This window comes from Kitasatospora sp. NPDC004669 (assembly GCF_040609455.1).
Classification (GTDB): Bacteria; Actinomycetota; Actinomycetes; order Streptomycetales; family Streptomycetaceae; genus Kitasatospora.
The window spans coordinates 35,594-62,501 of record NZ_JBEXKB010000044.1 but is presented as its reverse complement, the minus strand read 5'-3'; the positions used below and the strand labels follow the sequence as shown (position 1 = coordinate 62,501).

Sequence of the window (26,908 nt, the reverse complement as noted above, 5' to 3'; positions counted from 1 at the left end):
CGGTGGCCGCGGCGATGTCGGTCGAGTGAACCGATCGGCTCCGGTCCGTCGTACCTTCCTACGATGGGTGGGCACGCCCCGGGGTGAAAGGGGCAGGTCGGAGCCGGGGAGGGGACCATGGACATCGGGCTGCTCGGGCCGATGACGGTTCGGCGCGCGGACGGCACGGAGGTCACGCCCTCGGCCCCGAAACGGCGGGCGCTGCTGAGCGCGCTGGCTGTACGGCTGAACCAGCCGGTGAGCGCCGAGCAGCTGATCGAGCTGGTCTGGGACGGCGCCGCCCCGCCCACCGCCAGGGCGGCGTTGCAGGGGCACGTGGCCGCGCTGCGGCAGCTGTTGGACGACCCCCGGCTCGCACTCGGCACCCGAGGGGGCGGGTACGTCCTGGAAGGGGACGCGGACCGGGTGGACCTGGTGCGCTTCGGCTCGCTCTGCGACCGGGCGGGGGTGCTGCTGCCCGAGCCCGCCGCCCGGGTCGAGCCGGACGACCCCGCCGTGCCGCTGCTGCGGACGGCCCTCGACCTGTGGCGCGGCCCGGCGCTGGCCGACTGCGGATCCGAGCTGCTGCGCGAGCGCACCCTCCCGTACCTGACCGACCTGCGGCTGAGCGCCCTGGACCGGCTGGCCGAGGCACTGCTGCGGGCCGGTCGCGGCGGCGAGTTGACCGCCGAACTGGCGGAGGCGGCCGAGGCGCACCCGACCCGGCGGATACTGGCCGCCCGGCTGGTCCAGTGCCTGGAGCAGGCCGGTCGCGGCGCCGAGGCCCGGGAGTGGCACGAGCGCACGGCGGCGCGTTCGAGCCCCCAGAGACAGACCCCGCCCGACCGCCGCTTCGTCGGCCGCGCCGCCGAACTCGCCCGACTGCACGAGACCCTGCCCCTCGCCGCCCGGACGGGCCGCCCGATCCTGGTCACCGGCCCGGCCGGAGTCGGCAAGACCGCCCTGGTCCGGCACTGGGCGGCCCAGCGCTTCCCGGACGGCGTGCTGTACGCCGACCTGCGCGGCTTCGACCCGGACGGGCCGCGCCAACCCGCCGACGTCCTGGGAGGGTTCCTCACCGACCTGGGCCTCGCCCCGGACGCCCTCCCCGCCGAACCGGAGGATCGCGCCGCCCGTTACCGCGAACTCCTGGCCGACCGCAGGATGGTGATCCTGCTGGACGACGCCGCCTCGTACCGCCAGCTCGCCCCGCTGCTGCCCGACCGTCCCTCCTTCCCGTCGGACGGCGCCGGTCCGGTCGCCGTGGTCACCAGCCGCGGCCGCCTGCGCGAGCTGCTGGTCCACGAGGACGCCCTGCCGCTCCCGCTCGGCCCGCTGACCGCCGAGGACTCCCGCGCCCTGCTCGCCCGCACCCTCGGCCCCGAGTTCCCGGACCGCCCCGCCGCCGACCCGGAGGCCGTCGCCGAACTCGCGGAGGGCTGCGACCACTTGCCGCTCGCGCTGCGTCTGGCCGCCGCCCGGCTGGCAGCCCGCCCGGACTGGTCCGTGGAGGACCTCGCCGCCGAACTCGCCGACGAGCAGACCGGCCTGGACGCCCTGGCGGGCACCGGAACCGGTCGCGGCCCGACCGGCATCACCGCCGCCCTGGACCGGACCTACCGGACGCTGCCGCGCGCCGCCGCCCGGCTGTTCACCCTGCTCGGCCTGCACCCCGGCATCGTCCTCGACACCGCCACCGCCGCCGCCCTCGCCGACCTCCCGCGGGGCGCCACCCGCACCCTGCTGGCCGCCCTCGACACCGTCCACCTGCTGGAGGAGGTCAGCCCCGGCCGCTTCGCCCGCCGGGAGCTGGTCCGCCGCTACGCCGCCCGGCAGGCCGCCGAACTCGGCTGCGAGGAACGGTTCGTCGCCCTCGACCGGCTGATCGCCCACTACCTGGAGCTCACCGCCGACTGGACGGCCGAGGGCTCGGTGCCCGGCGGCGGCACCCGGGCGGCGTCCTGGTTCCGGCGCGAGGAGAGCGCGCTGCGGGCCGTCGTGGTCTGCGCCGAGCAGTACGGACGTACCGTCGCCGCCTGGCAACTCGCGCACCGGATCGGCCTGTTGTACGAGACCACCGGACACGACCGGACCCACTGGCGGGCCGTCGCCGAGGCCGGGCTGCGCGCCGCCCACACCGGCCGGGACGAGGCGGCCGTCGCCCGGCTCGGCACCGACCTCGCCGTCCTGCACATCGACCGCGCGGCCCACCGCACCGCCGTCGAGCACCTGGAGCGGGCCGTCGCGGCCGCCGACCGGGCCGGGGACGCGGTGCTGCGCCACCACTGCCGCAGCCGGGTGGCCGCCGCGCTGCTGCGGGCCGGGCGGCACGACCGGGCGGTGCCCATCCTCACCGACCTGGTGGCCGCCGCCCGCACCCCGGCCGCCGACCACCTGCTGGTCCGTTCGCTCACCGACCTCGCCGACGCCCTGGTACTGGCCGGTACCCCTGAGCGGGCGCTCGCCCACGCCGACGAGGCGGTCCGCACCGCCACCGCCCGCACCGGCGGTGCGGAGGCCGTGCTCGCCACCCACAGCCGGGCCCGCGCCCTGCAGGCCCTCGGCCGTCGGGATGCCGCCCTGTCCTCCGCCCGACTGGCCGTCGCCCTCGCCCGGACCGTCGGCGACGCGGCCGTGGAGGCGCGCTCCCACGGCCTGCTCGCCGACCTGCTGTTCGAACTCGGCCGCAGAGCCGAGGGCGAGGACGCCAGACGCCTGGAACGGGAGCGAGGGCGTGTCTGACGATTCCCGCCGGGCGCGAATCGCCGGACACGCCCCAGCGGCAGGCGAGCGCTGAGGGCGCGGCCGTCGCTCGCCATAGGCGGAACTATCGGCAGTTCCAGCGCGTGCCGGCCCGCGACCGCCACCGGCGGAACCGGATGTCACCGCAGGTCAGGGACTGAATCGCCGGGCGGATGCCGGTTCGGGGCATACTTCTGCCCGAGGGGGAGTCCGCCCGGCACAACGTCCGGCGGAACTGCGGGAATTCGCGGCGCGATCGGGGACGGGCGGGGTATGACCTCTGGGGGCAGCACGGGGACGGGGACGGGCGGCGGCGAGTTCTGCCGCCTGCTGGCCGGGTACCGGGTCGAAGCGGGCCTGACCCAGGAGGAGCTGGCCGCCGGAGCCGGGGTCAGCCTGCGCGCCCTCGGGGACATGGAGCGCGGCCGTACCCGCGGACCGCAGCGGCGCACCGTCCAGGCGCTGGCCGCAGCCCTGCGACTGGACGAGGCGCAGGCGGCCGCCCTCGAACGGGCCGCGCAGTCCGGCCGCCCCCGCGGCACCCGGCGGCCGGCGGCCCCGGCGGCGACGCAGGCGGTGAACCGGGCACCGGCGCGGGCATCGACGCAAGCGCCGACCGCCCGGCCCGCCGAGCCGGGAGCACCGACGGAGCCCCTCACCGCCCTCGCCCTCCCGCGTGACATCGCCGACTTCACCGCCCGCGAGGAGGCCCTCGCCGCCCTCGCCGCCCTCGCCGACGACGAACAGCCCGCCCACCCCCGGGTGGTGCTGGTCAGCGGACAGCCCGGCCTCGGCAAGACCGCCTTCGCCCTGCACGCCGCCCACGCCCTCGCCCCGCGCTTCCCGGACGGCCAACTCTCCCTCGACCTCGGCGGCATGGCCCCCACTCCGCTCTCCGCCCGCGAGGCCCTCGGCCAGGTGCTGCGCGCCCTCGGCGTCGCCGATGCCGCCGTGCCCGCCGGGACGGAGGAGCGGGCCGGCCTCTACCGCGCTCTGGTGCGCGACCGCCGGCTCGTGCTGGTGCTGGACGACGCCGTCGACGAGAGCCAGGTGCGCCCGCTGCTGCCCGGCTCCGGCCCGGCCGTGACCATCGTGACCAGCCGGGCCGCCCTGCCCGGCCTGGAGTCGGTGCACCGGCTGCGGCTGGGCGTGCTCTCCCCGGCCGAGGCGGTCGGCCTGCTGGCCCGGATCGTCGGGCGCGAGCGGATCGAGGGCGCGCCCGACGCGGCCGCCGACCTGGCCCGGCTCTGCGGCCATCTGCCGCTCGCGCTGCGGATAGCCGGTCAGCGGCTGGTGGCCCGACCGCAGCAGCAGGTGGTCCAGCTGGTACGTCAACTCGCAGCCGAGGATCACCGGTTGGACCTGCTGGTGACCGGCGACCTGGCGGTCCGGCCGGCCTTCGAGCTGTCCTACCGCAAGCTCCCCGCCGAGTCCCGACTCGTGCTCCGCCGCTGCGCGTTGACCGCCGGGCCGGACTTCACGGCCGCCGTCCTCGCCACCTACGCGGGCCTGCCGCCGGTGCGCGCCGAACTCCTCCTGGAGGAGCTGGTCGACGCCGGACTGGTGCAGCCGGCCACCGCGGAGCGCTATCGCCTGCACGACCTGGTACGGCTGTACGCGGGCGAGCGGTTGGCCGCCGACGAGACGGCCGAAGAGATCGCCGACGCCCGTACCGAGGCCGGTCGTCGGCTGCTGCGCCGGGCGGCGGCACACGGGCTGCGGTTCGACCCGGACCACGCGATCGGCGCGGCGGCTGACGACCCGACCGAGGTGCCGCTCACCGAGGCCGCCCGCTGGCTGGAGGAGGAGCACCCGGAGTGGCTGGCGGCCCTCTACGAGGCGCAGCGGACCGGCCGCCACCGGGAGGTGATCGACACCGCCGAGGCCATGCACTGGTTCTCCGACCGGCTGCTGAGCTGGGACCTCTGGGGCGAGGTGTTCCAGCTCTCGGTGGACGCCGCCCGGGCGAGCGGCGACCGCCGGGCCGAGGCGGTGCATCTGAACTACCTGGCCTGGACGTACGTCACCTGTCTGCACCGCTACCAGCGCGGCATCGAACTCGCGGGCGAGGCGATGGAGTTGGCCCGAAGTCTGGACGACCACGAGCAGCAGGGCTGGGCGCTCACCTACCTCGCCGCCGGCCTGCGGCAGTTGCAGCGGCACCACGAGGCGAGTGGGAGCTACCGGCGGGCGGCGGACGCCTTCGCCGCCGTGGACAACCGGGCCGCGGCGATCGGTCGGCTGGTGACCCTGCGCGGCGCCGCGACCTGCCTGCGCAACCTCGACCGGGCCGAGGAGGCGGTGGAATCGCGCCGGCGCGCGCTGGCGGGCGCGCTGGAGCTGGTGGAACGCTGGTCCTCGCCCCTGATGCACCTGCTGGCGGCCGTGACGGCGCACGAACTCGGCCAGGACCGCGCGGCGTTGAAGCGCTGGCCGGCCGCCGAGAAGGCCTACCGGCAGGCGCTCGACCACTACGAGGCGACCGGGCGCCCGGACAGCATGACCAAGACCCTGACCGAGCTGGGCACCGCCCTGATCGAGCAGGGCCGGGCGGACGAGGCCCGGGAGATCCTCACCGAGGCGCTCACCGACCTGAGCGCGGACGGCGGTCGCTCCGGCCGAGTCTGACCGTAGCGAGCCGTGGCGGGCCGTGGCGGGCCGTGGCGAGTCCCGGCCGGGGCGATGGAGGCGTCAGATCCGGGTGTCCTCCACCACCGGGAGGCCCTGGTCCCCGTCCTGCGGCGCGAAGGACGTACGCGGCGCGGCCGCCGGCTTCTTCCCGCAGAAGGCCGGCTCCAGCGCGTTCATCAGCCCCTGGGTGACCGCGCCGTTGTTGGAGGCGTTGGCGAACACGACCACGCTGCGCTGCCCGTTCGGCGTGGTGAAGGACTGGGTCTGGTAGCCCTGGACGATGCCGCTGTGCCCGTAGACGTCCCCGCAGGAGAGCGAGATGCGGCGCAGCCCGAGCCCGTAGCCGATCTTGGCGGTCGGTGTCGGCAGCGCGGCCTCCATCTGCTTCAGCGAGGCGTCCGAGATCAGGCCGCCGTCGCTGCCCGCCATCAGCGCGGTGAGGAAGCGGTCGAGGTCGCCGGCGGAGGAGATGACCGCCCCCGCGCTCCACACCCAGGAGCCGGTCTGCTCGGTGGAGTCCAGCAGCGGCTTGGTGCGGTCGTCGTTGGTGAGGTAGCCGGTGACGTGGGCACCCTCGATCCGCTGGTCGGGGACCACGAAGGAGGTCTTGTCCAGGCCCAGCGGTTCGGTGATCCGCTCGCGCAGCACGTCCGCGTAGGGGCGGCCGGTGAGGTGCTCGACCGCCATGCCCATCAGCACGAAGTCGGTGTTGGAGTAGGAGTAGCGGCTGCCCGGGGTGTACTGCGGGCCGTGCTTGACCGACATCGCCACCAGGTCGGCCGGCGCGTACACCTTGGTGCGGATACGGGCCTCGAAGGCGCTGGTGGTCTCCTCGCCGGCCTGCTCCAGCAGGTCGTCGGTGTGGTCGTAGACTCCGGCCCGGTGCTCCATCACCTGGCGGCCCGTCATGGTCCAGTTCTCCGGCAGGGTGCCGGCCGGCAGGTAGTCGCGCAGCGGCTTGTCGAGGTCGATCCGGCCCTCCTCCGCCAGCTGCATCACGAGAACGGCCGCGAACATCTTGCTGTTGCTGCCGACCCGGAACCTCCACGAGGAGTTCATCGGGGTCCCGTCAAGATTCGCCTTGCCGACGGTCAGCGAGCGGGTCCGCTCGTCCTCGTCGTGGTCCCGGATGACCGCGAAGGCGCCCGGGGCCCCCGCGCGCATGGTGGCCTGAAGTGCGCTGAGCACCCCGGCGGTGTCCGGGACGGGCAGCGCGGAGCCGTCGCCGTCGGCGGCCAGGGCGGGTACGGCGCCGGTCGCCGCCAGGACGGCAGCGGCGGCGGCCACCGCGAGGGGGCGCAGCAGGCTGGTCTTCGCCATGTTCCTCGGCTCTCTCGTGAGCTGACGCGGCGTCCGATCGCGCCGCCCGGAGATCACTATCACCGGTCCTGACGGCCGATGGCATGAACCGCGCTGCCCGCATCGTCCGTTGTCGGCCCGATTTGTCATGTGCACCATTCGTTTCCCGGCCTGGGGGCAAGGTTTTACCTGCTGTCGTCTACCCGCGTTGACTGCCGCGCCCGCATGCTGTTCGGGCGCTTCGTTCGCTGCGTTCGCCGCGCCCGTTCCGGGTGCCCCGATGCATCGACCTCCCCCTCACCGACCATGGAGTCCCCCATGTCCCTGGCCACCTTCGCGCGCCGTGCGGGTGCGCTGCTCCTCGTCGGCGCCGGTCTGATATCCGCCACCGGCACCGCCCAGGCCGACGCCCTCGACGCCGGGACGTACTCGGCGATCGTCTTCCCCGACCAGGACCACAGCGTGGTCGACACCTTCATCGGCTCGGCCACCACGTCCGTCGACGTGACCATGTACGAGTTGCGCGACACCACGGCCGTCAATGCCCTGATCGCGCGTCAGCGGGCCGGTGTGCGGGTCCGGGTGATCCTGGACGCTCGGCACACCTCGGTCAACGGCACCGCCTACAACGCCCTGAAGGCGGCCGGCGTGGGCGTGACGTACTCCTCCTCGGCGTTCGTCTACACCCACCAGAAGACCGTCACCGTCGACGGCGTCAAGTCCCTGATCCTGACCGGGAACCTGGACGCCACCTACTACTCCAGCAGCCGCGACTACGGCGTCTTCGACAGCGACGCCAACGACGTCGCCGCGATCGAGCAGGTCTTCGCCGCGGACTACGCCAAGACCTCGATCACCCCCAAGGACGGCGACAACCTGGTCTGGTCGCCCACCGACTCGCAGGACCGCCTGCTGGCGCTGATCAACGGCGCGCAGACCTCCCTCGACGTCCAGGAGCTGGAGTTCGGCGACCAGGCCCTGGTGGACGCGATCACCGCCGCCGCGAACCGCGGTGTCACCGTGCGGGTCGTCGGCATGAACCCGGACTCCTACGCCTCCTCCTTCGACCAGGTCGCCACGGCCGGCGCCAAGGTCGTCACCTACTCCTCGACCACCGGCCTGTACATCCACGCCAAGGCCATCGTGGCCGACTACGGCACCCCCTCGGCCAAGGTGTTCGCCGGCTCGGAGAACTTCTCCGACAACTCGCTGAACAGCAACCGCGAGCTGGGCCTGATCGTCTCCGACCCCGGTGTGCTCAACACCGTCGAGACGACCTTCAACACCGACTTCGCCAACGGCACCCCGTACTAGGTCGTTCGCGAGCGCCCGACAGTCCGTCACCTCCGCCGAGCTGTTCTCGACCCGAGGATTTGTCATGACTTCGTCCGCGAAGCTCCTGAACGACACCCCCGACGCCCCCCAGGCCGGCGCCCGCCGCCGCCGCTCCCGCCGCAGCGCGACCGCGATCGGCTCGGCCGTCGCCCTGGTCGCGGCCTCCGCCGGGCTCTGGGCGGCCACCGCCACCACCGCGCAGGCGGCCGGGCTGCCCACGCCCGACCACATCATCGTCGTGGTGATGGAGAACCACGCCTACAGCCAGGTCATCGGCAGCAGCAGCGCGCCGTACATCAACAACACCCTGAAGGCGGGCGGCGCCAACCTCACCCAGTCCTACGCCATCACCCACCCCAGCGAGCCGAACTACTACGCCCTGTTCTCCGGCTCCACCCAGGGCCGGGTCGACGACAGCTGCGTGACGGTCGGCGGGTTCCAGGCCCCGAACCTGGCCTCCGAGGTGGCCGCCGCCGGGAAGACCTGGGGCAGCTACAACGAGTCCCTGCCCAGCCAGGGCAGCACGGTCTGCAGCAGCGGCAAGTACGCGCAGAAGCACAACCCCTGGTTCGGCTTCGGTAACGTGCCGCTGAACACCGCCAAGACCTTCACCCAGTTCCCGACCGACTACACCACCCTGCCGAACGTCTCCTTCGTCGTGCCGAACCTGTGCAGCGACATGCACGACTGCTCGGTCGGCACCGGTGACACCTGGATCAAGAACAACCTGGGCGCGTACGCCACCTGGGCGCGGAGCCACAACAGCCTGCTGATCGTCACCTTCGACGAGGACAACAGCCTGTCCGGCAACCGGATCCCGACCGTGGTCTACGGCGCCCACGTCATCCCGGGCAGCAGCTCGGCCACCACCGACAACCACTACAACGTGCTGCGAACCCTGGAGGACCTCTCCGGGGCGAGCGGCCACGCGGGCAACGCGGCGAACGCCACGGACATCGCCGGCATCTGGAACTGACCGTCCACTGCCGGGAGTTCGGGAGTTCAAGCCTTCAGGAGTTCACCCGGACCGGTGGCCGCTCGGCGGCCGCCGCTCCGGGCGCCTCCCGTTCGGCGCCGAGGCGGCGCACCCCCGGCACCGCCGCCGTGCCCGCGCACACCGCGGTCACCAGCGCGGCCGCGGCCAGCAGCGGCACCCGGCTGCCCCAGGCGTCGGCGGCCAGCGGCGCCAGCACGTACCCGAGCGGCGCCGCGGCCAGCGAGAGCAGCCAGTCGTAGGAGGTGACCCGGGCCAGCAGCCGGGCCGGGAAGTCCTGTTGGACCACCGTCTCGACGGAGGACCGCCGGAAGGTCGACATCGTGCTGACCGAGACCGGGCGCGCCGCCTGGCACGAGGCACTGGACGTAGTCGGCCGCGAGGAGCGCCGGTTGCTGGGCGTGCTGACCGAGGAGGAGCGGCGGACGCTGTCGGACCTGCTGCGGAAGGTGATGCTGGCCCAGGAGGCGACCGAGGGGTAGTGCGCGCACGGGTCGACCGGCGTGGCGCCCGCCTGGTATCGATAGGGGCGTGCGATTCGAACTAGTGCCGATGCCGGACGAGGTGGGGGCGCGTCCCAAGGACGTGCGCGGATACCCGGTGCCGGCGATCACGCCGTGGCAGGGCGGGCAGCCGCAGTTCGCCCTGACGGACTACGGGCGCAGCGCCGACTGCGCGCTGGAGCGCCGGTGTTCGGTGTGCGGCGCGCTGATGGCGCGCGGGCCGGTGTGGCGGGTGGTCGGCCCCGCCGTGAGCGCCGCGATCGCCGAGGCGATCGCGGCGGGGCGGCCGTACCGCAACCTCGCGCCGACCATGGAGGGCCCGGGCCACCGCTCCTGCATGCTGTACGCGTCGATGGTCTGCCCGTACCTGGCCCGGCCCAACGCCCGCCGGAGGGTGACCGCAGGGTCCACCGCGGACGGGGTGACCTCGGCCGCCGTCCGCGGTGCGGCGCGCGGCGGGACGGGCGCGGTGGTCGGGTTCGGTGACTACGAGTACGCGGTCACCGAGACCCGGGTGCTGTTCCGCTTCCTCGACGTGGTCGAGTTCCTGCCGCACGAGTCGGCCGACGAGCATCTGGCCGAGCTGCGTGCCGAGTTGGCCCGTGCGGCCGAGGCTCAGGGCCGGTAGGAGGGCAGGCCCTTGATGGTGGAGACCTGGGTCGGCGCCGCCGAGCCGTCGGCCGGCAGGGTGCTGACGCCGTCCGGGGTGCGGGCCGCGAGGGTCTTGCCGTCGGGGGACCACGCGGGCTCGGTGTAGTCCGTGGTGGCCGAGGGGGTGAGGTCCTTCTCGGCCTGCTGGCCGTATTCGGAGGAGCGGGTGAACAGGTGGTCGTGGCCGTTCACCGAGCGGACGAAGGCGATGTGCTCGCCGTCCGGGGACAGCGCCGGCTGCGAGCCCTTGCCGAGGTCCCGGGTGGCCGGGCGGATGTAGTCGTCGTAGATGTACACCTCGTTCGCCGGGGTGTTGGCGTAGGCGATCTCGGCCTGCTGGCCGCCCGCGTTGGCCCAGGTGTTGCCGGTCTGCGGCGGCTGCGGGCCGCTCGCGTCGCCGCCCTCGGAGTTGTGCGGGCTGAGCTCCGTGACGGCGCCGCCCTTGGCGGGGACCGTCTCCAGCCGCAGCACGCCGCCCTTGCTGGACGCGAACACGATGTTGTTGTAACGGTCGGTCTCGTTGGGCACGGCGTTCCCGCTCGGCCCCTTCGAGGCGTGCTGCCAGGTCGGGTGGGACCAGGTCTCGCCGCTGGGGGCCTTGGCGAGTGTGGACTTGCCGCTGCCGTCCGGGTTGGCGGTCACCAGGTCGCCGTCGCCGTTGACGAAGACGACCTTCTTGCCGTCGGGGGACCACGCGAGGTCGCGGACCACCGTGCCGAAGTCGACGGTGGTGCCGTTCATCGCGACGCTCTTGGTGCCCGTGCTGATGGTCAGGTGATTGGCGGCGGAGGTGCCGTTGATCTCCTTGCCGCCCGGTGCGGGGCTGCCGGAGTGCGACCCGCCGCCCGGCGCCGCCGTCCCCGGGGCCGCCGTGCCGGGCGCGCTGGGGGCGGCGGTGGAGCCGGGGTCGCTGTTGTCGGGGCCGCACGCGGAGAGCAGGACGGCTCCGACGGTGGTCATCAGGGCGATCGCGGCGGCAGAGCCGAATCTGTTGCGCACGGACATTCCAGGGTCCCCCTCGGGCATTGCTGTTCGCTTTCGACAAGGAGATTCCCAGTTACAGGTCAGCGCCCGATGCTCGCCGTGTCACAGCCGTGGAACAGAGTGGCCCGACGGCCCGGACCGCTCAGAGCCCGAGCTCGGTCAGCCCCGGGTGGCCGTCCGGCCGACGGCCCGGGGGCCAGTGGAAGAGCCGCTCGGCGGCGGTGATCGGCAGGTCGTTGATCGAGGCGAGCCGACGGGTCATCAGGCCGTGCTCGTCGAACTCCCAGTTCTCGTTGCCGTACGAGCGGTGCCACTGGCCGCCGTCGTCGTGCCACTCGTAGGCGAAGCGGACGGCGATCCGGTCGCCGCCGTACGCCCACAGCTCCTTGACGAGGCGGTAGTCGCGTTCGCGCTGCCACTTGCGGGTGAGGAAGTCGGTGACGGCCTCGCGGCCGGTCAGGAACTCGGCGCGGTTGCGCCAGTGGCTGTCGGGGGTGTACGCGAGCGCGACCCGCTGCGGGTCGCGGGTGTTCCAGGCGTCCTCGGCGGCCCGCACCTTTCGGCGGGCACTCTCCTCGGTGAACGGGGGCAGGGGAGGGCGCTGTTCGGTCATCGGTCCGGCTCCTCGGGAACGGGCATTCCATCGGCGAGAACGGTCGTTCTCACTTCACGGGCTACCCTAGGAGAACAATCGTTCTCGCGCAAAGGGCACGGCAGATGGAACAGGAAGACCCGCGGACCCGCATCCTCGACGCGGCCGAGGAGCTGTTCTACGGACAGGGCGTCCAAGCGGTCGGCATGGACGCCGTCCGGGCCGCCTCCGGGATGACGCTGCGCCGCGTCTACCAGCACTTCCCGTCCAAGAACGACCTGGTCGAGGCCTACCTGCAGCGCCGCGACGGGCGATGGCGGGCGAGCCTCGCCGTCCATGTCGCCCGGACCGGCGGCACGCCCCGGGAACAGCTGCTCTCGGTCTTCGACTGGCTCGGCCGGTGGTTCGCCGAACCGGGCTTCCGCGGCTGCGCCTTCGTGAACTCCTTCGGCGAGCTGGGCGCCACCACCCCCGCTGTCGCGGCGGCGGCCCGGCACCACAAGGAGGAGTTCGCCGGCTACCTGGCCGGCCTGGTCGAGGCCGTCGGCGCCCCGCCCGAGACCGCCGTCCACCTCACCCTGCTCGCCGAGGGCGCCATCACCGCCGCGGCGATCCACGGCGACCCGGGCGCCGCCGCCGATGCGAAGGAGGCCGCCCGGCTGCTCCTGGACGCGGCCCTGGCCGCCCGGACCTGAGGAGGCCCACACTCCCGGACTCCGGGTCGGGAGGGGCATGGACCGGCAGCCGTTACTCATCGGCAACGGTCCGTTGCGGGGCCGGACCCCTCCCGCCCCATCAGTCCCTCGTTCCCCTCGTTTATCGCCCGTTGATCCCTGCCGCCTAGCGTCGGACACATGGACGACAGGACGGTCGAGTGGCCGGGGATGGCGCCCGAGGGGCGGATGACGGAGCAGGACACCGAGCGGTTCCGGCAGTTGCTGGCCGGGTTGGAGAGCTCGCTGGCGGCGGACCGGGAGGCGGCGGGGCGTGATGCCTGAGGCCGTCGACTCGCGTCCGGTGGTGGTGTTGCCGCTCTGGCGAAGAGTCGAGCAGCACGAGGACGTGGACCGGCCCGGGGTGCTGCGGGGGCACCCCGGGCCGGTGGCGTCCGATCAGGCGGAGCCTGTCGGGGAGGCTGTCTGACGAGCCGTCAGCAACTGCAGTCGCAGCAATCGCAGCCGCAGCAATCGCAGTCGCAGCCGTCGCAGCCGTCGCAGCCGTCGCAATCGCAGTTGCAGCTGGGATTGCAGCCGCAGTCGCACCCGTCGCCGCAGTTGTGGCGGTCGCAGAAACCCTTGCGGCGTTCGCGGCTGAACGGGTCGTTGTGCTCGCAGCAGAGCAGCTGGCAGGAGCAGGCCATCAGGGCCCAGACCGCACACCCGGCGAGCAGGTTGCGCGGGTGGGGCGGCTTCCCTCCGGGCGGGGTGAAGCCGGGGCCCTGCGGCACCCACGGGGGGATCGGCGCCTGGTTCGGGTCCTGGCCGGGGTACGGCCCACCCGGGTAGCCGGGCGGCACCTGGCGCGGCGGCGCGTCCTGGGGGTGCTCGCCGTGGGCGCCGCGGCGGCAGCTCGCCCCGTGCGCGGCCGGGCCGAAGACCCGGTCGACGGCTCGCTCGGTCTCGTGCGCGAGCAGCACGTGCACCAGGGCCCGGTCGCTCAGTTCGACCTCGCGCAGTGCGAGCCGGACGCCGTGGACGGCGTCGCGGCAGAGCCGTTCGGCCTCGGCGCGGTCGGTGCCGGTGGCGGTGAGCGGGTTCCAGGCGCCCGTGGCGGCGTCGGCGGCCTGGTCCTCGGCGGCGTCGAGGAGATGGGCGAGCCGGCCGAACAGCCGTCCGGCCTCGGCGAGCGGGGCGGCGTTGCCGGGGCGTCCGGCGATCGCGGCGGTGTGCGCGAACGCGGCCGAGGTGGCGGTCTCGGTGGGCTCGGTGACCAGCAGGACCGAGCTGCCGGGCAGCAGCGTGCGCTCCAACTCGCCCTGTCGGGAGGCGGCGTCGAGCAGTACGGCGGTGTCGAAGCCGACGGTCGAGGCGCTGCCCGCGCTCTGCCGGTCCCAGCGCCGGGTCGCCGCGCGGGCTCCGGCGGCCACCGGGCGGCGGGCGAACACGCCGTCCCGGTCCTCGACGTGGTCGCGTATCTTCACCGAGGCGAGCGCGAGCGAGACGGCGGCGGCGAGCCGGGCGCCCTCGCCCTTGGCGACGGAGGCGGTCCGCATGCCGCGTAGCGGGCAGGGCCCGGCGGTGCGGCGCCAGGAGGAGTCCTCCCGGGCGGCCTGGGCCTCGACCAGGACGGAGATGATCAGCCCGTCGTAGTTGGTGGCGGTCCGCGCGAGCTGTCCGTGGTCGTCGCGCAGGGCGAGGCAGAGCCCGCACAGGTGCGCCATCCAGGAGGTCTGGAGCCGTTCGGACAGTCGGTGCCTGCACGGTCTGATGATGCCGAACACGATCGTCGTCCCCCTCGCCTGATGGGCCGCTGACCGGCCACTTTGTCGCCGGACATCATATGATCAGCGGCCTGCGAGCGGTGGCGGGGGCGGGGGCGATCGGAGACGAGCTGCCGTCAGACCTTGACCGGGCCCGGCACTCCAAACCCTCGAAATTGGCCTGGAAGGTGATCTCATATCCGGGATAGCATCGCGAATATGGGAATCGACGCGGCCGCCGACGAGCGGCTGGCACAACGGCTCGCCGAGCTGCGGGTCGAACGGGGCTGGACCCTGGAGGAGTTGGCGCGCCAGGCGGACGTCAGCCGGTCCACACTGTCGCGGGTGGAGCGGGCCGAGGTCAGCCCGACCGCCGCGCTGCTCGGCCGACTCTGCGCCGTCTACGGGCGGACCATGTCCCGGCTGCTCGCCGAGGTGGAGTCCGAACCGACCCGGCTGGTGCGGGCCGGGGAACAGCAGGTCTGGCGCGACGAGACGACCGGCTTCGTCCGCCGCTCCGTCTCGCCGCCGCACGGCTCGCTGCGCGGGGAGATCATCGAGGGCCGGCTTCCGTCCGGCGCCGACATCGCCTACGACCGCCCCTGTCTGCCCGGACTGGAGCACCATCTCTGGGTGTTCGACGGGCAGTTGGAGCTGACCCTGGACGGCGAGGCGCAGCTGCTCGGCCCCGGCGACTGTCTGCGCTACGGCTCCGGTACCAGCCGCTTCCGCAGCCTCGGCCCCGGCGAGGCCCGCTACGCGCTCGTGGTGGTGGAGCCATGAGAGCCGCCGACAACAGCCCGATAGCCGACGGCCCGGCGGCCGAGGCGCCCAAGGAGCGCTTCGACGCGGCCGGGCGCCGCGTCCTGCTGGTCTGCGTCGCGGGCGGCTTCACCACGCTGCTGGACCAGTCGGTCCTCAACACCGCCCTCCCCGCCCTGCGCGAGACCCTGCACGCCCAGCCCGCCCATCTGCAGTGGATCGTCGCCGGGTACTCGCTCGCTTTCGGCCTCGCGCTGATCCCCGGCGGGCGGCTAGGCGACGTCAAGGGCCGCAAGTGGTTCTTCGTCACCGGGCTCGCCCTGTTCAGCCTGGTCAGCCTGGTCTCCGCGACCGCCACCGACCCCCGGGTGCTGATCGCCGCCCGGCTGCTCCAGGGCGCCGGCGCCGGGCTCGTCAACTCCCAGATGATCGGCACCCTCCAGGACGTCTTCGACGGCCAGCTGCGCGCCCGGGCCCTCGGCATGTACGCCGTCACCGGCAGCCTCGCCTTCGCCCTCGGCCCGCCGATCGGCGGCATGGTGCTGGCGGCGGCCGGCCCCGAACTCGGTTGGCGGCTGACCTTCCTGCTGAACGTCCCGTTCGGCCTGGCCACCGTCGCCCTGGCCGCGCGCCACCTGCCCAAGCCCCGCCCCAGCGCCCGGCACGCTGATCTCGACCTGCTCGGCCTGCTGCTGGTCGGCGCGCTCACCCTCGCCCTGATGCTGCCCTTCGTCCAGCCGCCCGGCTGGGCCGGCTGGCTCGGCTTCACGACCGCCGCGCTGCTGCTGTTCGGCACGCTCGCCTGGTGGCAGCGCCGCTATGCGCGGGGCGGCGGGCACCCGCTGATCCACCCGGCGCTCACTCGTTCCGCGCCGTACGCGCTCGGAACGGCCACCGCGATGGCCCAGTTCGGCTCCTCGCTGGCCGCCTCGCTGGTCCTCACCATGTTCCTCCAGGACGGCCTGGGGTTGTCCCCGCTGGGTGCCGCCCTGGTCGCACTGCCCTCCGCGCTGGCCATGGCCACCGCCTCCGCGCTGGCCTGGCGGGTGGTGCAGCGCTTCGGCCGACGCACCATCACCATCGGGATGATCGGCTCCGCCCTGGCCATGCTCGGCAGCGGGCTGGTCGCCCACTGGGCCCCGGTCGCCGTGCTGCCCTGGCTGCTCGCGCTGCTGCAGCTGCTCAGCGGCGCCTCGGTCGGTCTGATGGGCTCCACCAACCAGGCGTTCGTGCTGCGCCACGCGCCCGCCGAGGCGGCCGGGGTGAGCGGGGCGATCCTGCAGATGACCCAGCGGATCGCCGCCGCGGTCGCGGTCTCGGCGTTGTCCGGCGTCTACCTGCGGGCGACCGCCGGGGGCGGCGGCCACCGCTCCGCCTACCTGACCGCGAGCGTGGTGTGCGCCGCGGTGGCCGGACTCGCGGTACTGGCCGCGGTGTTCGCCGGGCGGGCGAGCGAGCGGGAGCACCGCGAGAACGAGCCGGTCGCGATGAGCCGAGGGCGAACACCGGTCCGCTGACCGTTCCTAAAGACTGAGCGGGAGTGAGTCCTGTTGCCAGAACCCATGCTCAGCCGAACGCCCCGAACGGTCTTGGGCGTTCTGGTCCACCGCGTTCCTGCCGCGTCCGGTCCCATCGGATCGTGTCCGTGGTCCGGGTGTGCGGGGGCGGTTTCCCTCGCTCCCCCGGGTGCCGGGTCGGGCCTGGGCGGTCCGATGCCTGCCAGCATCGCTCTGGTACTGGCAGGGCGGTGCCGTCCGTCGCCTGATCCGGTGCCCGAGGGCGCGTCTGCCGATGGCCACCGAAGCGGCGGCGTGTCGGCTGGTCTTGCGGTTTGTGGTGGTGAGGGGCTTTTGCCAGTGCTCGGCGCCCCACATGCTGGTGTAGGCGGCGTCGACAGCGATCACGCCGATGCCGGCTTCCGCGCACATGGACAGCAGGCGTGCGCGGAGCTTGCCGGTCGGGATGCCGGAGATCAGCTGCCGGAACCGTTCTTGCGGCCGTGTTTCGCCCGGGTCCTGGAGTCGGTGAAATCGAGATCTTCGATCGCGATGGCCTGCACGCCCGTGGCCTGCGCCCAGTGCAGGAGACGGGTGAGCGCGTGGCGCAGTTGGGCGTCGCGGTGGTCGGCCGACCCGGTCAGGTCGTAGTCGAAGCGGCGGGGTGCGCCCATCGGGTTGCCGTGGGCGTCCAGGTGCCAGGCGGCGAGGTGGTCGGCGTTGGTGTCCACCCCGATGACGCCCCGAGCCCGAAGGGCGTCGAGCGGGATGACGGGGAGGTTCTTGCGGGTCCACGAGGCGTCGAGGTACCAGCGCCCGGACGTGGTGTCGAGGTGGATGCGGTACGCCACGGCCCGGTTCGTTTCGATCCGGTCGCGCCACTCCTCGCCCCGGTGCGGGAAGGTGACCTTCGCCGCGAGGACGTACCGGCAGTGCCCGGAGTTCGCGTGTTCAGCAAGGGGAGCCGGAAGTCTGATCGACACCTCTCCGTCGGGAGTGACGCGGATCGTCTCGTTCCCGTACCGTTTGCCGGACTCGCCGTCAGCGGTGAGGAACCAGCGGGCGGCTTCCCACTCCCCACGCCATCGCTCCTGCGACTTCCCCGCCGCGTCCAAGTTGTGGCGGGTGTTGAGGAGTTTGCGGCCGCCGCGCACCACTGACACCCGGCCGGCCTCGTGGTCGGCCTTCACCCGCGCGTACTCGCGTTCCAGATGCGCCTGGTGGCGCGACTTGGCGTGCCATTCTCGGCGCGACCGGTACCCGCCGGGCTGCCGGTTGGCGCCCTTCTCACCGATCGGCAGCGCGAGGCGGTGGCGGATCACGGCGATCCCCGCGGCGAGTCCTTGCAGGTGCTGCCACTGTGCGCGGCGCGACAGGCCCCACTGGTCATGCGTGGCCTTCGTGATGGACCCGGCCCAGCGCGACGACGACTCCGGGATGAGGTCCCGCTTACGGACGGCCCACGTCGCGGCGGAGTGCTCCAGCCCGTCGGCAACGCGCCGGGCCAGATCCCGCGAGGCGAGAGAACCAAAGTGTCCGCCGACCAGGCGCAGCACCGCGTGATCCTCGGCGGTCAGGCCCTTGAGCCGGTCCCGAATGCACACACCCGATACGGCATCGGCGACGAACGGCCGCGCAATCTGCCGCAACACCGCCACCCCGCCCTCCGCCCTCACGAATCCTTCGACCACGCACATGCTGGCACGCACAACAGCACCAGCAGCCCGAAACAGGCGAAGCGGAACGTTCTCGACAACGCCCCAGCAGAAACCGGCAAAATCACTCATGAACGCCAAAGAACACTCAACGAAACTCAACTGCCAACGGTTCACCACCCCCGTCGGCACGTACGGTGGCAGGCATGACGAAGGTACGGATGGTACAACTGCCCGAGGTCGTGCTCGCCTATCGGGACAGCGGCCAGCCCGACGGCCCACCGCTGGTGCTGCTGCACGCCCTCGGCGAGCGCGCCGCCGACTGGGACGTGGTGCTGCCCGAGCTCGCCCCCGGGCACCACGTGTACGCGCTCGACCTGCGCGGCCACGGCGACAGCGGCCGCACCGCCGCCTACGGCCTGGAGGCGATGCGCGACGACGTGCTCGCCTTCCTCGACGCCCTCGGCCTGGCCCGGATCGACCTGGTCGGCCACTCGATGGGCGGCGCGGTCGCCTATCTGCTCGCCCAGGCCGTGCCGGAGCGGATCGACCGCCTGGTCCTGGAGGAGATCCCCGCGCTCCACCCGCGCCCGGCGAGCGTTCCGCCGGAGGGGGTGGAGGACGAACCGGCGCACTTCGACTGGGCGATGGTCCGGGCGGTCAAGGCGCAGATCGACACCCCGGACCCGGCCTGGCGGGAAGGGCTGGCCCGGATCACCGCCCGCACCCTGGTGGTCGCGGGCGCGGGGGACAGCCACGTCCCGCAGGAGCGGATCGCCGAACTGGCCCGGCTGATCCCGGACTGCCGACTGGTCACGATCGAGGCCGGGCACCTGGTGCACAGTGCCCGGCCGCGCGAGTTCGTGGCGGCGGTCGCGCCGTTCCTCGCTTCCTGAACCGGATCCCTCAGACGCCCTGTTCGGCTCCTGGGCCGGACCGCTCAGTCGCCCTGTTCGGCTCCTGGGCCGGACCTCGTCAGACGCCCTGCTCAGCGGGCAGCCGCCCGCCCCGCACCGCCGCGACCAGGTCGGCGTGGTCGGCCTCGGTGCGGTCCGCGTAGGCGACGGCGAAGGCGGCGACCGCCTCGTCCAGCGCCTCGCCCTTTCCGCAGTACCCGGCCAGCAGGCCCGGGTCGGCGGTGTGGGCGTGTGCCCGGGCGAGCAGCGCGCCGGTGATCCGTGCGTAGTCGTCCAGCTGGCCCGGCAGCAGCGCCGTCGGGTCGACGCTGCCCTTGCGGTTGCGGAACTGCCGTACCTGGTACGGGAGTCCATCGACGGTCGTCCAGCCGAGCAAGGTGTCGCTGACCACCTGCATGTCCTTCTGGCCGAGCACGACGCGCTTGCCCTCGTGCTCCACCCGCTGAACGCGTCGAAGGTACGGCAGCAGTGCGGACGGCCGGGCCTCCTTCACCTGCAGCACCAGCGGTTGGTCCCGGTGGTCGGTGAGCAGCACCACGTACGAGCGGGTGCCGACACTGCCGGTGCCCACCACCCGGAACGCCACGTCCTGCACCCGGTACCGGGACAGCAGGGTGCGCACCTCGGCGGGCACCGTCGCCACGTACGGGCCGAGCGCCTCGGCCACCGCGCGGGCGGTCGCGTCGGTCACCTCGGTGAGCACCGGGGGAGCGGCCGTGAACCGCCAACCGCCGTCCGTGGTACGGGTGGTGCTGCGGGCGGCGAAGCGCGCGCTGGTGTTGCCGAGCGCCTTCGCGCCGACCTTCCGCAGCACGTCGGCGAGGTCGTGGGCCTCGGCGAAGGACACCAACTGCTCGTCCGCCACGGCGTTCCAGGCGTCCAGCGCGGGCAGCTTGGCGAGCGTGCGCATGGTCCGGCGGTAGGAGCCGGCCACGTGCTGGGCGGCCGCCCGGGCGGTGGTCTCGCTGGCCCCGGTCTCGCGGCCGGCCAGCACCAGGCTGGTGGCCAGGCGCTTGACGTCCCACTCCCACGGGCCGGGCACGGTCTCGTCGAAGTCGTTGATGTCCATCACGAGTTGGCCGCGCGCGTCGCCGTACAGTCCGAAGTTCGCCGCGTGCGCGTCCCCGCACAGCTGCGCGCCCACCCCGGTCACCGGCGTGCCCGCGAGGTCGGCGGCCATCAGCCCGGCCGATCCGCGCAGGAACGCGAACGGCGTGGCGGCCATCCGGCCCACCCGGATCGGCACCAGCCCCGGTATCCGGCCGGCGTTGGACGCCTCTATCGCCTCCACCGCCGTCGGCCGGTCGGTCGCGGCCTCGAACTCCGCGTGCCGCTCCCGGGGCATCCGTTCGCGCAGCGCCTTCCCGCGCTCCCGTGCCCGCTGGGCCCGGCCGTCCGGTCCGGCCGCGAACCCGTCCACCGTGAACTGCCGTCGCGCCGTGGTGTCTTCGCTCTCTGCCACTGCTCCCCGCCCGTACGTTCCGTTCGGCTCACGCCCGTTGAGGCTTTGCTGGCGCCCGTGACCTGCACGGATCGGCCCCATCGGGGGGTAGTGACGTCCGGCGGGGCGCGGTGGTTCCGGAGGGGCGGAACCGCGGTCCGGGCGTACTGTGGGGCGGGTGGATGATCTCAGGAGGGGAACGGTCGTACGCCTCCCGGCCGCCGCGGCTGCAACGCTGACGGTGGTCGCGGGCCTGGGCGTGCGCGCCGCGGTGGACGGCGACGTCGCCAAATACGCGGGTGACGCGCTCTACACCGTCCTGGTGTACACCCTGGTGGTGCTGGTCGCGCCGACCGTACGCCCGGTCCGGGCGGCACTGGTGGCAGCGGCCGTGAGCTGGGCGGTCGAGCTGTTCCAGGCGACCGGCCTGCCGGACGCCTGGGGCCGGCGCAGCGGGCTGGTCCACCTGGTGCTCGGGTCGACCTTCAACCCGCCGGACCTCGCCTGGTACCTCGTCGGCGCGGCCTGCGCCGCCCTACTCCACCGGGCGCTGTCGGCGACGCGCGCCGCAGTGCCCGGTGGGCAGTGTTGACGAGACGTCAGAGCGGGAGCAGATCGGGCCGCTTGGGCTCGACGTGGTCACCCGAGGACTCGCCGCGCAGGCGCCGGCCGACCCACGGGATCAGGTACTCGCGGGCCCACTGGAGGTTCTCCCGCCGCTGGTCCGCCGGGGACAGCAGGGGCGCGGCCGGCCACGGGGCCTCCGGGTCCTGCGGGGTGTCCAGGCCCAGTGAGCGGGCGGCCAGCAGGGCGACCCGCTGGTGGCCCTCGGGGGAGAGGTGCAGCCGGTCCTCGCTCCAGGCGCGGCGGTCCTGCACGGCGCGCAGCGACCACAGGTCGGCCACCTTGCAGCCGTAGCGGTCGGCGACCGCCCGCATGTGCCCGTTGTAGGTGGCGATCTTGCCGCGCAGGTGCTTGAGCAGCGGCACGTCCTTGGTGTCGAAGCCGGTGCAGATCAGCACCGTCCCGGCGGATTCGGCGAGTTGGGCGACGGCGGCCTCGAAGCGCTCGGCCACCTCGTCGGGGTCGCTGCCGGGCCGCAGGATGTCGTTGCCGCCGGCGCAGAAGGTGACCAGGTCGGGCTGGAGCCGGCGGACCTGCGGCACCTGCTCGGCTGCGATCTGGTCCAGCAGCCGCCCGCGCACCGCCAGGTTCGCGTAGCGGAACCCGCCCGGCGGCCGCCCGTCGGCGAGCAGCCCGGCCAGGCGGTCGGCCCAGCCGGCGAAGGCGCCGCCCGCACCGGGGTCGTTCAGGCCCTCGGTGAAGCTGTCGCCGAGGGCGGCATATGAACTGAGGTCAAGGGTCTCCTGGAGGTTCGGCATGAAAGAGATAGTTCACCGAATCAAGTGACCTACGCCACCGTAGGTGACCTCGGCGGCACGTGAGATGGGCCACGTACGCTGCGTCACTCCTCGCGACTCCGTAGAGCGCCGCAGTCCGAAAAGCACAAGATCCTTGCTCTCTTCCCGTTTTGGGCCCGAACGGACGATGCTCGAAGTGTGCGGCCGCCCGGCCGCCGTCCTGCCAGGGAGAAGTCAGCCGTGAATCCGTCCGAGAACCCGACCGTCGACGAGAACTGGACCATCGACGACCGCTGCACCAACTGCGACGTCGCCCGGCAGCTCGCACCCGACCTGATCATCGAGCGCGCCCGGACGTCCGTGCTGGTGCGCCAGCCGCGCGACGAGGCCGAGCGGCAGCAGCTGCTCGCCGCCGCCCACGCCTGCCCGACCCGCTCGATCCGCCCCGGCGGCGGTCGGCTCGACCCGGTCACCGACCCCTTCCCGCTCGCCCTGGACGACGGGGTGCTGCTGCTCGGCCACAACTCCCGGCGCAACGCGGGCGCCAACTCCTACCTCTGCCGCCGTCCGAGCGGCTGGGTGATGATCGACACGCCCCGCTACAGCGAGGGCCTCGCTGTCCGCTACGAGGCGCTCGGCCCGGTCACCGACATCCTGCTCACCCACCGCGACCACGCCGCCCACGGCCGCGCCTACGCCGACCGGTTGGGCGCCCGGCTCTGGATCCACGAGGGCGACCTCGACTCCGCGCCCGACGCCGACCGGGTGCTGCGCGGGACCGAGCCGGTGGAGATCTCCCCGGGCCTGGTCGCCCACCCCTTCCCCGGCCACACCCTCGGCAGCGTGCTGTACGTCGCCGACGAGCGCTACTGCTTCAGCGGCGACAGCCTGTACTGGTCGCGCACCAACGAGGACATCGAGGTGCAGGAGGCGGTGACCTGGTACTCGATCGAGGAGCAGTCCGCCTCGCTGGACCGCAGCCTGGGCGCGCTGCGCTTCGAGTGGCTGCTGCCCGGGCACGGCGACAAGCGCCGGATGCCCGTCGAAGAGGCGGACCGCCGGCTGCGCGCCCTCGCCGTGCGCGCCCGGGTGCTGCGCACGGAGCCGGTGGACTTCGCCTCGGTGCGCTGGTAGTCGACGGACGCCGGGGCCCGTGCGCCGGGGCTCGCGCCGGGTGCGCGGGGGGTTGCGCCCGGCGGGGGCGCCCGCGCGGGTGTGCGAACGGGAGCGACGGGGCAGCCGCCTCTGGAAGGAGGTGCACCCCCGACGAGGTGCGCCCCCAGACGAGGTGTAACCCCAACTTCCGGCGATCCGAGGACGGTTGAGCAATGCCCACGCACACCCCGGCACGTGCGGCGCGGCCGCGGCGCTACCTGATGTGCCGGCCGACGTACTTCACGGTGGACTACGCGATCAACCCGTGGATGGACCCGGCGCAGCCCACCGACACCGCGCTGGCCGTCCGCCAGTGGGAGCGGCTCTACTGGACGTACCGCCGCCTCGGCCACACCGTCGAGCTGATCGACCCGGTGCCCGGGCTGCCCGACATGGTGTACGCCGCCAACGGTGCCACCGTGCTGGACGGCCGGGCCCTGGTGGCGACCTTCCGCTACCCGGAGCGGGCCGCCGAGTCCGACGCCTACCAGGCCTGGTTCCGCTCGCGCGGCTACCGCGCGGTGCACCGGGCCGGGCACGTCAACGAGGGCGAGGGCGACCACCTGGTGGTCGGCCGCCGGGTGCTCGCCGGGACGGGCTTCCGCACCTCGCGGGCCGCCCACGCCGAGGCGGGGGAGCTGTTCGGCGTGCCGGTGGTCAGCCTGACCCTGGTCGATCCCCGGTTCTACCACCTGGACACCGCGCTGGCCGTGCTCGCCGACGACCACGTCATGTACTACCCGGAGGCCTTCGACGCCCACAGCCGTTCGGTGCTGCGCTCCCTCTACCCGGACGCGATCCTCGCCGACCGCGCGGACGCCGAGGTGTTCGGGCTGAACGCGGTCTCGGACGGCCGTCGGGTGCTGCTGCCGGAGGCGGCCAAGAACCTGGCGGGCCGGCTCGCCGAGGCCGGCTACGAGCCGATCCCGGTGGACGTCTCGGAGCTGCTCAAGGGCGGCGGCGGAGCGAAGTGCTGCACCCTGGAGCTCAGGCCGCAGTGACGTCCGGCGAGGTCAGCAGCACCTCCAGGGTGCGCGGCCCGTGCACCCCCTCGACCCGGTCCAGCTCGATGTCGCTGGTCGCCGACGGCCCGGAGATCCAGGTCTGCGGGCGCGCCGGGTCGAGCCGGGGCAACGCGAGCGGCACCGAGGCGACCACCTGCTCGGGCGCCCGGACCACGCAGATGTGGTGGTCCGGGACGAGCGAGAGCAGCCGCCGGCCCTGACCCGGGCCGGCGTCCAGCACGATCGTCCCGGTCTCGGCGATCGCCAGCGCGCAGCCGGTGACCACGCTGTCCACCGCGTCCAGTCGGGCGGCGGTGAGGCCGCCGTCGTCCGGCAGCAGCTCGACCCCGGTGGTCGCCGCCAGCCACTCGTCCGGCAGCCCGGCCGGCACGGCGACCGTGCGGCTGCCGCGCGCGGTGAGCAACCCGGCGATGCGGCCCGGCAGTTCGGCGGCGGAGCAGCGGTGGACCCGCGCCCGGTAGTCGGCCAGGTTGCGGTGCAGCAGGTCGAGCAGCGCGGCCGGATCGTCGGGCGCCACGTGCGCGCTCGCGTACTCGCGCGGTAGCGGCTGTTCCGCCACCTCCCCGGCGTTCCCGAGCGCGGCCCGGATCCGGCCGAGGATCAACTCCCTTGATTTCATGCGCGGTTCCTCCGCCACCAGTCACGGAACGGTTCGGCCGGCACCTGCGGCAGGTCCCGGGTGTCGGTCCAGGCCCGCCCGGGCCCGGGCAGCCGGCTCGGGTGCAGGGCCCTGGTGCGCCCGGCCAGTCGTTCGGCGGCCGCCAGTGCCGTCGGGTGGTCCAGCACGTACCCGGCGGCCGCCATGGCCGCCCGCTCCAGCGGGTGCCCGCCCTGCTCGGCGACCCGCTCGCGCAGGTGCACCAGCACCTCGGGGATGTCGATCGCCACCGGGCACACCTCGTAGCAGGCTCCGCAGAGCGAGGAGGCGTACGGCAGCGAGGCGTCCACCGGGCTTGTGGTGCCGCGCAGTTGGGGTGTCAGGATGGCGCCGATCGGGCCCGGGTAGACCGAGCCGTAGGCGTGCCCGCCGGCCCGCTCGTACACCGGGCAGACGTTGAGGCAGGCCGAGCAGCGGATGCAGCGCAGCGCCTGTCGCCCGACCTGGTCGGCCAGTGCGGCGGTGCGACCGTTGTCCAGCAGCACCAGGTGGAACTCGGACGGGCCGTCGCCGTCGGTCGTCCCGGTCCACAGCGAGGTGTACGGGTTCATCCGCTCGGCGGTGGAGGAGCGGGGGAGCAGTTGGAGGAAGACCTCCAGGTCCCGCCAGGTCGGCACGACCTTCTCGATGCCGACCACCGAGATCAGGGTGCGGGGGAGGGTGAGGCACATCCGGCCGTTGCCCTCGGACTCCACCACCACCAGGGTGCCGGTCTCGGCGACCATGAAGTTGGCGCCGGAGACGGCCACTTGGGCGCGCAGGAACTTCTCCCGCAGGTGTAGCCGGGCGGCCTCGGCGAGTTCGGCGGGGCGGTCGGTCAACCCCTCGGGCGCCGGGCGGCCCCAGGCGGCCATCCGCTCGGCGAAGATCTTCCGGATCTCGCCCCGGTTGCGGTGGATCGCCGGGACCAGGATGTGCGAGGGCCGGTCATCGCCCAACTGGACGATCAGCTCGGCGAGATCGGTCTCGTAGGCGGTGATCCCCTCGGCGGCGAGCGCCTCGTTGAGCCCGATCTCCTGGGTGGCCATCGACTTGACCTTGACGACCTCACGCATGTCGTCGTCACTGGCGCCGGTGGCCTTCACGAGCCCGGCGACGATCCGGTTGGCCTCGGCGGCGTCGGCCGCCCAGTGCACGGTGCCGCCCGCCGCCGTGACGGACTCCTCCAACTGCACCAGGTAGCGGTCGAGATGGCGTAGCGTGTGGTCCTTGATCGCCTTCCCGGCGGCGCGCAGCTCGGCCCAGTCGGCGAGCTCGGCGACGGCCCGGGCGCGCTTGTCGCGGATGGTGTGGGTCGCGTGCCGCAGATTGGCGCGCAGCCGCCCGTCCCGTACCGCCCGGGCGGCGGCCTGCGGGAAGGCGGGCATGCCGAGGAAAGTGCTCATGCGCCCGCCTCTCCCCCAGCCTCCGGCCGGGGGTACCCCCACCGCTCGGCGGGGGCATTCGCCCATCCGCACCTCTTGATGGTTCGCTCGCTCACGTGGGCCTCCAGGGGTGCTCCTCGGTGCTGGCCAGGATCTCCGCGAGGTGCAGCGGGCGCAGCGCCTCACCCCGGCGGCGCAATGTGCCGCCGAGGTGCAGCAGGCAGGAGTTGTCGGCGCCGCACAGCACTTGGGCGCCGGTGCCGAGGGCGTTGGCGAGCTTGTCCTCGGCCATCGCCGCCGAGACCGCAGCGTTCTTGACCGCGAACGTCCCGCCGAAGCCGCAGCACTCCTCCGCGCCGGGCAGCTCCACCAGCTCCAGGCCCTTGACGGCGCGCAGCAGCCGCAGCGGCCGCTCGCCCAGGCCGAGCATCCGCAGGCCGTGGCAGGAGGGGTGGTAGGTGACGGTGTACGGGAAGTGGGCGCCGACGTCCTCGACCCCGAGCACATCGGTGAGGAACTCGGTGAGCTCGACCACCCGGGGCGCCAAGTCGACGGCGGCATCGGTGAGTTCGCTGCCCCGGCCCTCGGCGGCGGCCCGGGCGCCGATCCGGGGGTAGTTGTCCCGGACCATCGCCACGCAGGAGCCCGAGGGCGTCACCACGTGGTCGTACCCGGCGAAGGCCCGGGCGGTGCGCCGCACCAGCGGCTCACAGGCCCGCCGGTAGCCGGTGTTGTACTGCGGCTGCCCGCAACAGGTCTGCCCGGCGGGGAAGTCCACCGTCACCCCGAGGCGTTCCAGCAGCCGCACGGTGGCGACCGCCGTGGCGGGGAAGAGCGCGTCGTTGACGCAGGTGGCGAACAGCGCGACCCGCAACCCTGGCTCCTTCGGTCGAAGCGGCACCGGTCCGCCCGAGATCGTATCGGGCGGACCGGCGCTGACGAAGG

At 73.5% G+C, this 26,908-nt stretch carries 23 protein-coding genes and 2 pseudogenes; 14 read left to right on the top strand and 11 right to left on the bottom strand.

All coding sequences use genetic code 11. The features are described 5' to 3' along the window. Positions 1-117 precede the first annotated feature (117 nt). A complete protein-coding gene (locus ABZW30_RS30610; RefSeq protein ID WP_355674456.1) occupies positions 118-2,721 on the top strand; it encodes a BTAD domain-containing putative transcriptional regulator in 2,604 nt (867 codons plus the stop codon). A 273-nt stretch (positions 2,722-2,994) separates the two neighbouring features. Then, positions 2,995-5,349, top strand: coding sequence for a tetratricopeptide repeat protein (locus ABZW30_RS30605; RefSeq protein WP_355674455.1), 2,355 nt, complete (start codon positions 2,995-2,997; stop codon positions 5,347-5,349). A 63-nt stretch (positions 5,350-5,412) separates the two neighbouring features. Here ABZW30_RS30605 and ABZW30_RS30600 read toward each other — a convergent pair whose 3' ends face one another. Beyond that, on the bottom strand, positions 5,413-6,672 hold the full coding sequence (locus ABZW30_RS30600; protein WP_355674454.1) for a serine hydrolase domain-containing protein: 1,260 nt from the start codon (positions 6,670-6,672) through the stop codon (positions 5,413-5,415). Positions 6,673-6,969: 297 nt separating this feature from the next. Here ABZW30_RS30600 and ABZW30_RS30595 point away from each other — a divergent pair, with 297 nt between their 5' ends. Both ABZW30_RS30595 and ABZW30_RS30590 read left to right on the top strand, forming a co-directional pair. Continuing rightward, positions 6,970-7,965 (top strand): phospholipase D-like domain-containing protein, encoded by a 996-nt coding sequence (locus ABZW30_RS30595; protein WP_355674453.1) that lies wholly within the window; start codon positions 6,970-6,972, stop codon positions 7,963-7,965. Positions 7,966-8,029: 64 nt separating this feature from the next. Then, complete coding sequence (locus tag ABZW30_RS30590; RefSeq protein WP_355674452.1) at positions 8,030-8,962, top strand: alkaline phosphatase family protein; 933 nt, start codon at positions 8,030-8,032, stop codon at positions 8,960-8,962. A gap of 34 nt (positions 8,963-8,996) precedes the next feature. Here the strand turns inward: ABZW30_RS30590 and ABZW30_RS30585 are convergent. Further along, positions 8,997-9,275, bottom strand: a pseudogene (locus tag ABZW30_RS30585) (MFS transporter); the annotation flags it as partial. A gap of 28 nt (positions 9,276-9,303) precedes the next feature. Here ABZW30_RS30585 and ABZW30_RS30580 point away from each other — a divergent pair. Both ABZW30_RS30580 and ABZW30_RS30575 read left to right on the top strand, forming a co-directional pair. Beyond that, the gene (locus tag ABZW30_RS30580) at positions 9,304-9,462 is read left to right on the top strand and encodes a hypothetical protein (protein ID WP_355674451.1); all 159 of its coding nucleotides are present in this window, start codon (positions 9,304-9,306) and stop codon (positions 9,460-9,462) included. Positions 9,463-9,511: 49 nt separating this feature from the next. Further along, positions 9,512-10,111 carry a hypothetical protein gene (locus tag ABZW30_RS30575; RefSeq protein WP_355674450.1) on the top strand — a complete coding sequence of 200 codons (600 nt, stop codon included), beginning with the start codon at positions 9,512-9,514 and terminating at the stop codon, positions 10,109-10,111. Here ABZW30_RS30575 and ABZW30_RS30570 read toward each other — a convergent pair. After that, positions 10,099-11,139 (bottom strand): hypothetical protein, encoded by a 1,041-nt coding sequence (locus tag ABZW30_RS30570; RefSeq protein WP_355674449.1) that lies wholly within the window; start codon positions 11,137-11,139, stop codon positions 10,099-10,101. The genes ABZW30_RS30575 and ABZW30_RS30570 overlap by 13 nt on opposite strands. A gap of 121 nt (positions 11,140-11,260) precedes the next feature. Further along, positions 11,261-11,731 carry a nuclear transport factor 2 family protein gene (locus ABZW30_RS30565; RefSeq protein ID WP_355674448.1) on the bottom strand — a complete coding sequence of 157 codons (471 nt, stop codon included), beginning with the start codon at positions 11,729-11,731 and terminating at the stop codon, positions 11,261-11,263. A gap of 104 nt (positions 11,732-11,835) precedes the next feature. On the opposite strand from ABZW30_RS30565, the gene ABZW30_RS30560 reads away from it, so the two are divergent. Both ABZW30_RS30560 and ABZW30_RS30555 read left to right on the top strand, forming a co-directional pair. Further along, positions 11,836-12,405, top strand: a complete 570-nt coding sequence (locus ABZW30_RS30560) for a TetR/AcrR family transcriptional regulator (RefSeq protein WP_355674447.1) — start codon at positions 11,836-11,838, stop codon at positions 12,403-12,405. Positions 12,406-12,564: 159 nt separating this feature from the next. Further along, positions 12,565-12,708: a hypothetical protein gene (locus ABZW30_RS30555; RefSeq protein WP_355674446.1), complete on the top strand. Its 144-nt coding sequence runs from the start codon at positions 12,565-12,567 to the stop codon at positions 12,706-12,708. Positions 12,709-12,860: 152 nt separating this feature from the next. Here ABZW30_RS30555 and ABZW30_RS30550 read toward each other — a convergent pair whose 3' ends face one another. Next, positions 12,861-14,150, bottom strand: coding sequence for a DUF5685 family protein (locus ABZW30_RS30550; RefSeq protein WP_355674445.1), 1,290 nt, complete (start codon positions 14,148-14,150; stop codon positions 12,861-12,863). A gap of 198 nt (positions 14,151-14,348) precedes the next feature. Between ABZW30_RS30550 and ABZW30_RS30545 the strand changes: the two genes are divergently transcribed. Both ABZW30_RS30545 and ABZW30_RS30540 read left to right on the top strand, forming a co-directional pair. Continuing rightward, a complete protein-coding gene (locus ABZW30_RS30545; protein ID WP_355674444.1) occupies positions 14,349-14,912 on the top strand; it encodes an XRE family transcriptional regulator in 564 nt (187 codons plus the stop codon). Continuing rightward, positions 14,909-16,408, top strand: a complete 1,500-nt coding sequence (locus ABZW30_RS30540; protein ID WP_355674443.1) for an MFS transporter — start codon at positions 14,909-14,911, stop codon at positions 16,406-16,408. The genes ABZW30_RS30545 and ABZW30_RS30540 overlap by 4 nt, the downstream gene beginning before the upstream one ends. Before the next feature lie 6 nt (positions 16,409-16,414). On the opposite strand, the pseudogene ABZW30_RS30535 reads toward ABZW30_RS30540, so the two are convergent. Then, positions 16,415-18,045: pseudogene (locus tag ABZW30_RS30535) on the bottom strand (IS200/IS605 family accessory protein TnpB-related protein). 203 nt (positions 18,046-18,248) lie between these two features. Here ABZW30_RS30535 and ABZW30_RS30530 point away from each other — a divergent pair. Further along, positions 18,249-18,938, top strand: a complete 690-nt coding sequence (locus ABZW30_RS30530; RefSeq protein WP_355674442.1) for an alpha/beta fold hydrolase — start codon at positions 18,249-18,251, stop codon at positions 18,936-18,938. Between the two features lie 79 nt (positions 18,939-19,017). On the opposite strand, the gene ABZW30_RS30525 is transcribed toward ABZW30_RS30530, so the two are convergent. Further along, a complete protein-coding gene (locus ABZW30_RS30525; protein ID WP_355674472.1) occupies positions 19,018-20,379 on the bottom strand; it encodes a DUF2252 domain-containing protein in 1,362 nt (453 codons plus the stop codon). Between the two features lie 199 nt (positions 20,380-20,578). Between ABZW30_RS30525 and ABZW30_RS30520 the strand changes: the two genes are divergently transcribed. Then, complete coding sequence (locus ABZW30_RS30520; protein ID WP_355674441.1) at positions 20,579-20,992, top strand: DUF2809 domain-containing protein; 414 nt, start codon at positions 20,579-20,581, stop codon at positions 20,990-20,992. A 7-nt stretch (positions 20,993-20,999) separates the two neighbouring features. Here the strand turns inward: ABZW30_RS30520 and ABZW30_RS30515 are convergent, their stop codons facing one another. Beyond that, the gene (locus tag ABZW30_RS30515) at positions 21,000-21,782 is read right to left on the bottom strand and encodes an SGNH/GDSL hydrolase family protein (protein ID WP_355674440.1); all 783 of its coding nucleotides are present in this window, start codon (positions 21,780-21,782) and stop codon (positions 21,000-21,002) included. Positions 21,783-22,001: 219 nt separating this feature from the next. Between ABZW30_RS30515 and ABZW30_RS30510 the strand changes: the two genes are divergently transcribed. Then, positions 22,002-22,895 (top strand): MBL fold metallo-hydrolase, encoded by an 894-nt coding sequence (locus ABZW30_RS30510; protein WP_355674439.1) that lies wholly within the window; start codon positions 22,002-22,004, stop codon positions 22,893-22,895. A gap of 194 nt (positions 22,896-23,089) precedes the next feature. After that, positions 23,090-23,917, top strand: a complete 828-nt coding sequence (ddaH, locus tag ABZW30_RS30505; protein WP_355674438.1) for a dimethylargininase — start codon at positions 23,090-23,092, stop codon at positions 23,915-23,917. Here the strand turns inward: ddaH and ABZW30_RS30500 are convergent. The 3 genes from ABZW30_RS30500 to ABZW30_RS30490 form a co-directional block, all read right to left on the bottom strand. Then, a complete protein-coding gene (locus tag ABZW30_RS30500) occupies positions 23,904-24,560 on the bottom strand; it encodes a lactate utilization protein C (protein ID WP_355674437.1) in 657 nt (218 codons plus the stop codon). The genes ddaH and ABZW30_RS30500 overlap by 14 nt on opposite strands. Next, positions 24,557-25,984: a lactate utilization protein B gene (locus ABZW30_RS30495; protein WP_355674436.1), complete on the bottom strand. Its 1,428-nt coding sequence runs from the start codon at positions 25,982-25,984 to the stop codon at positions 24,557-24,559. Before ABZW30_RS30495 ends, ABZW30_RS30500 begins: the two co-directional genes overlap by 4 nt. A 91-nt stretch (positions 25,985-26,075) precedes the next feature. After that, the gene (locus ABZW30_RS30490) at positions 26,076-26,837 is read right to left on the bottom strand and encodes a (Fe-S)-binding protein (protein ID WP_355674435.1); all 762 of its coding nucleotides are present in this window, start codon (positions 26,835-26,837) and stop codon (positions 26,076-26,078) included. Positions 26,838-26,908 lie beyond the last annotated feature (71 nt).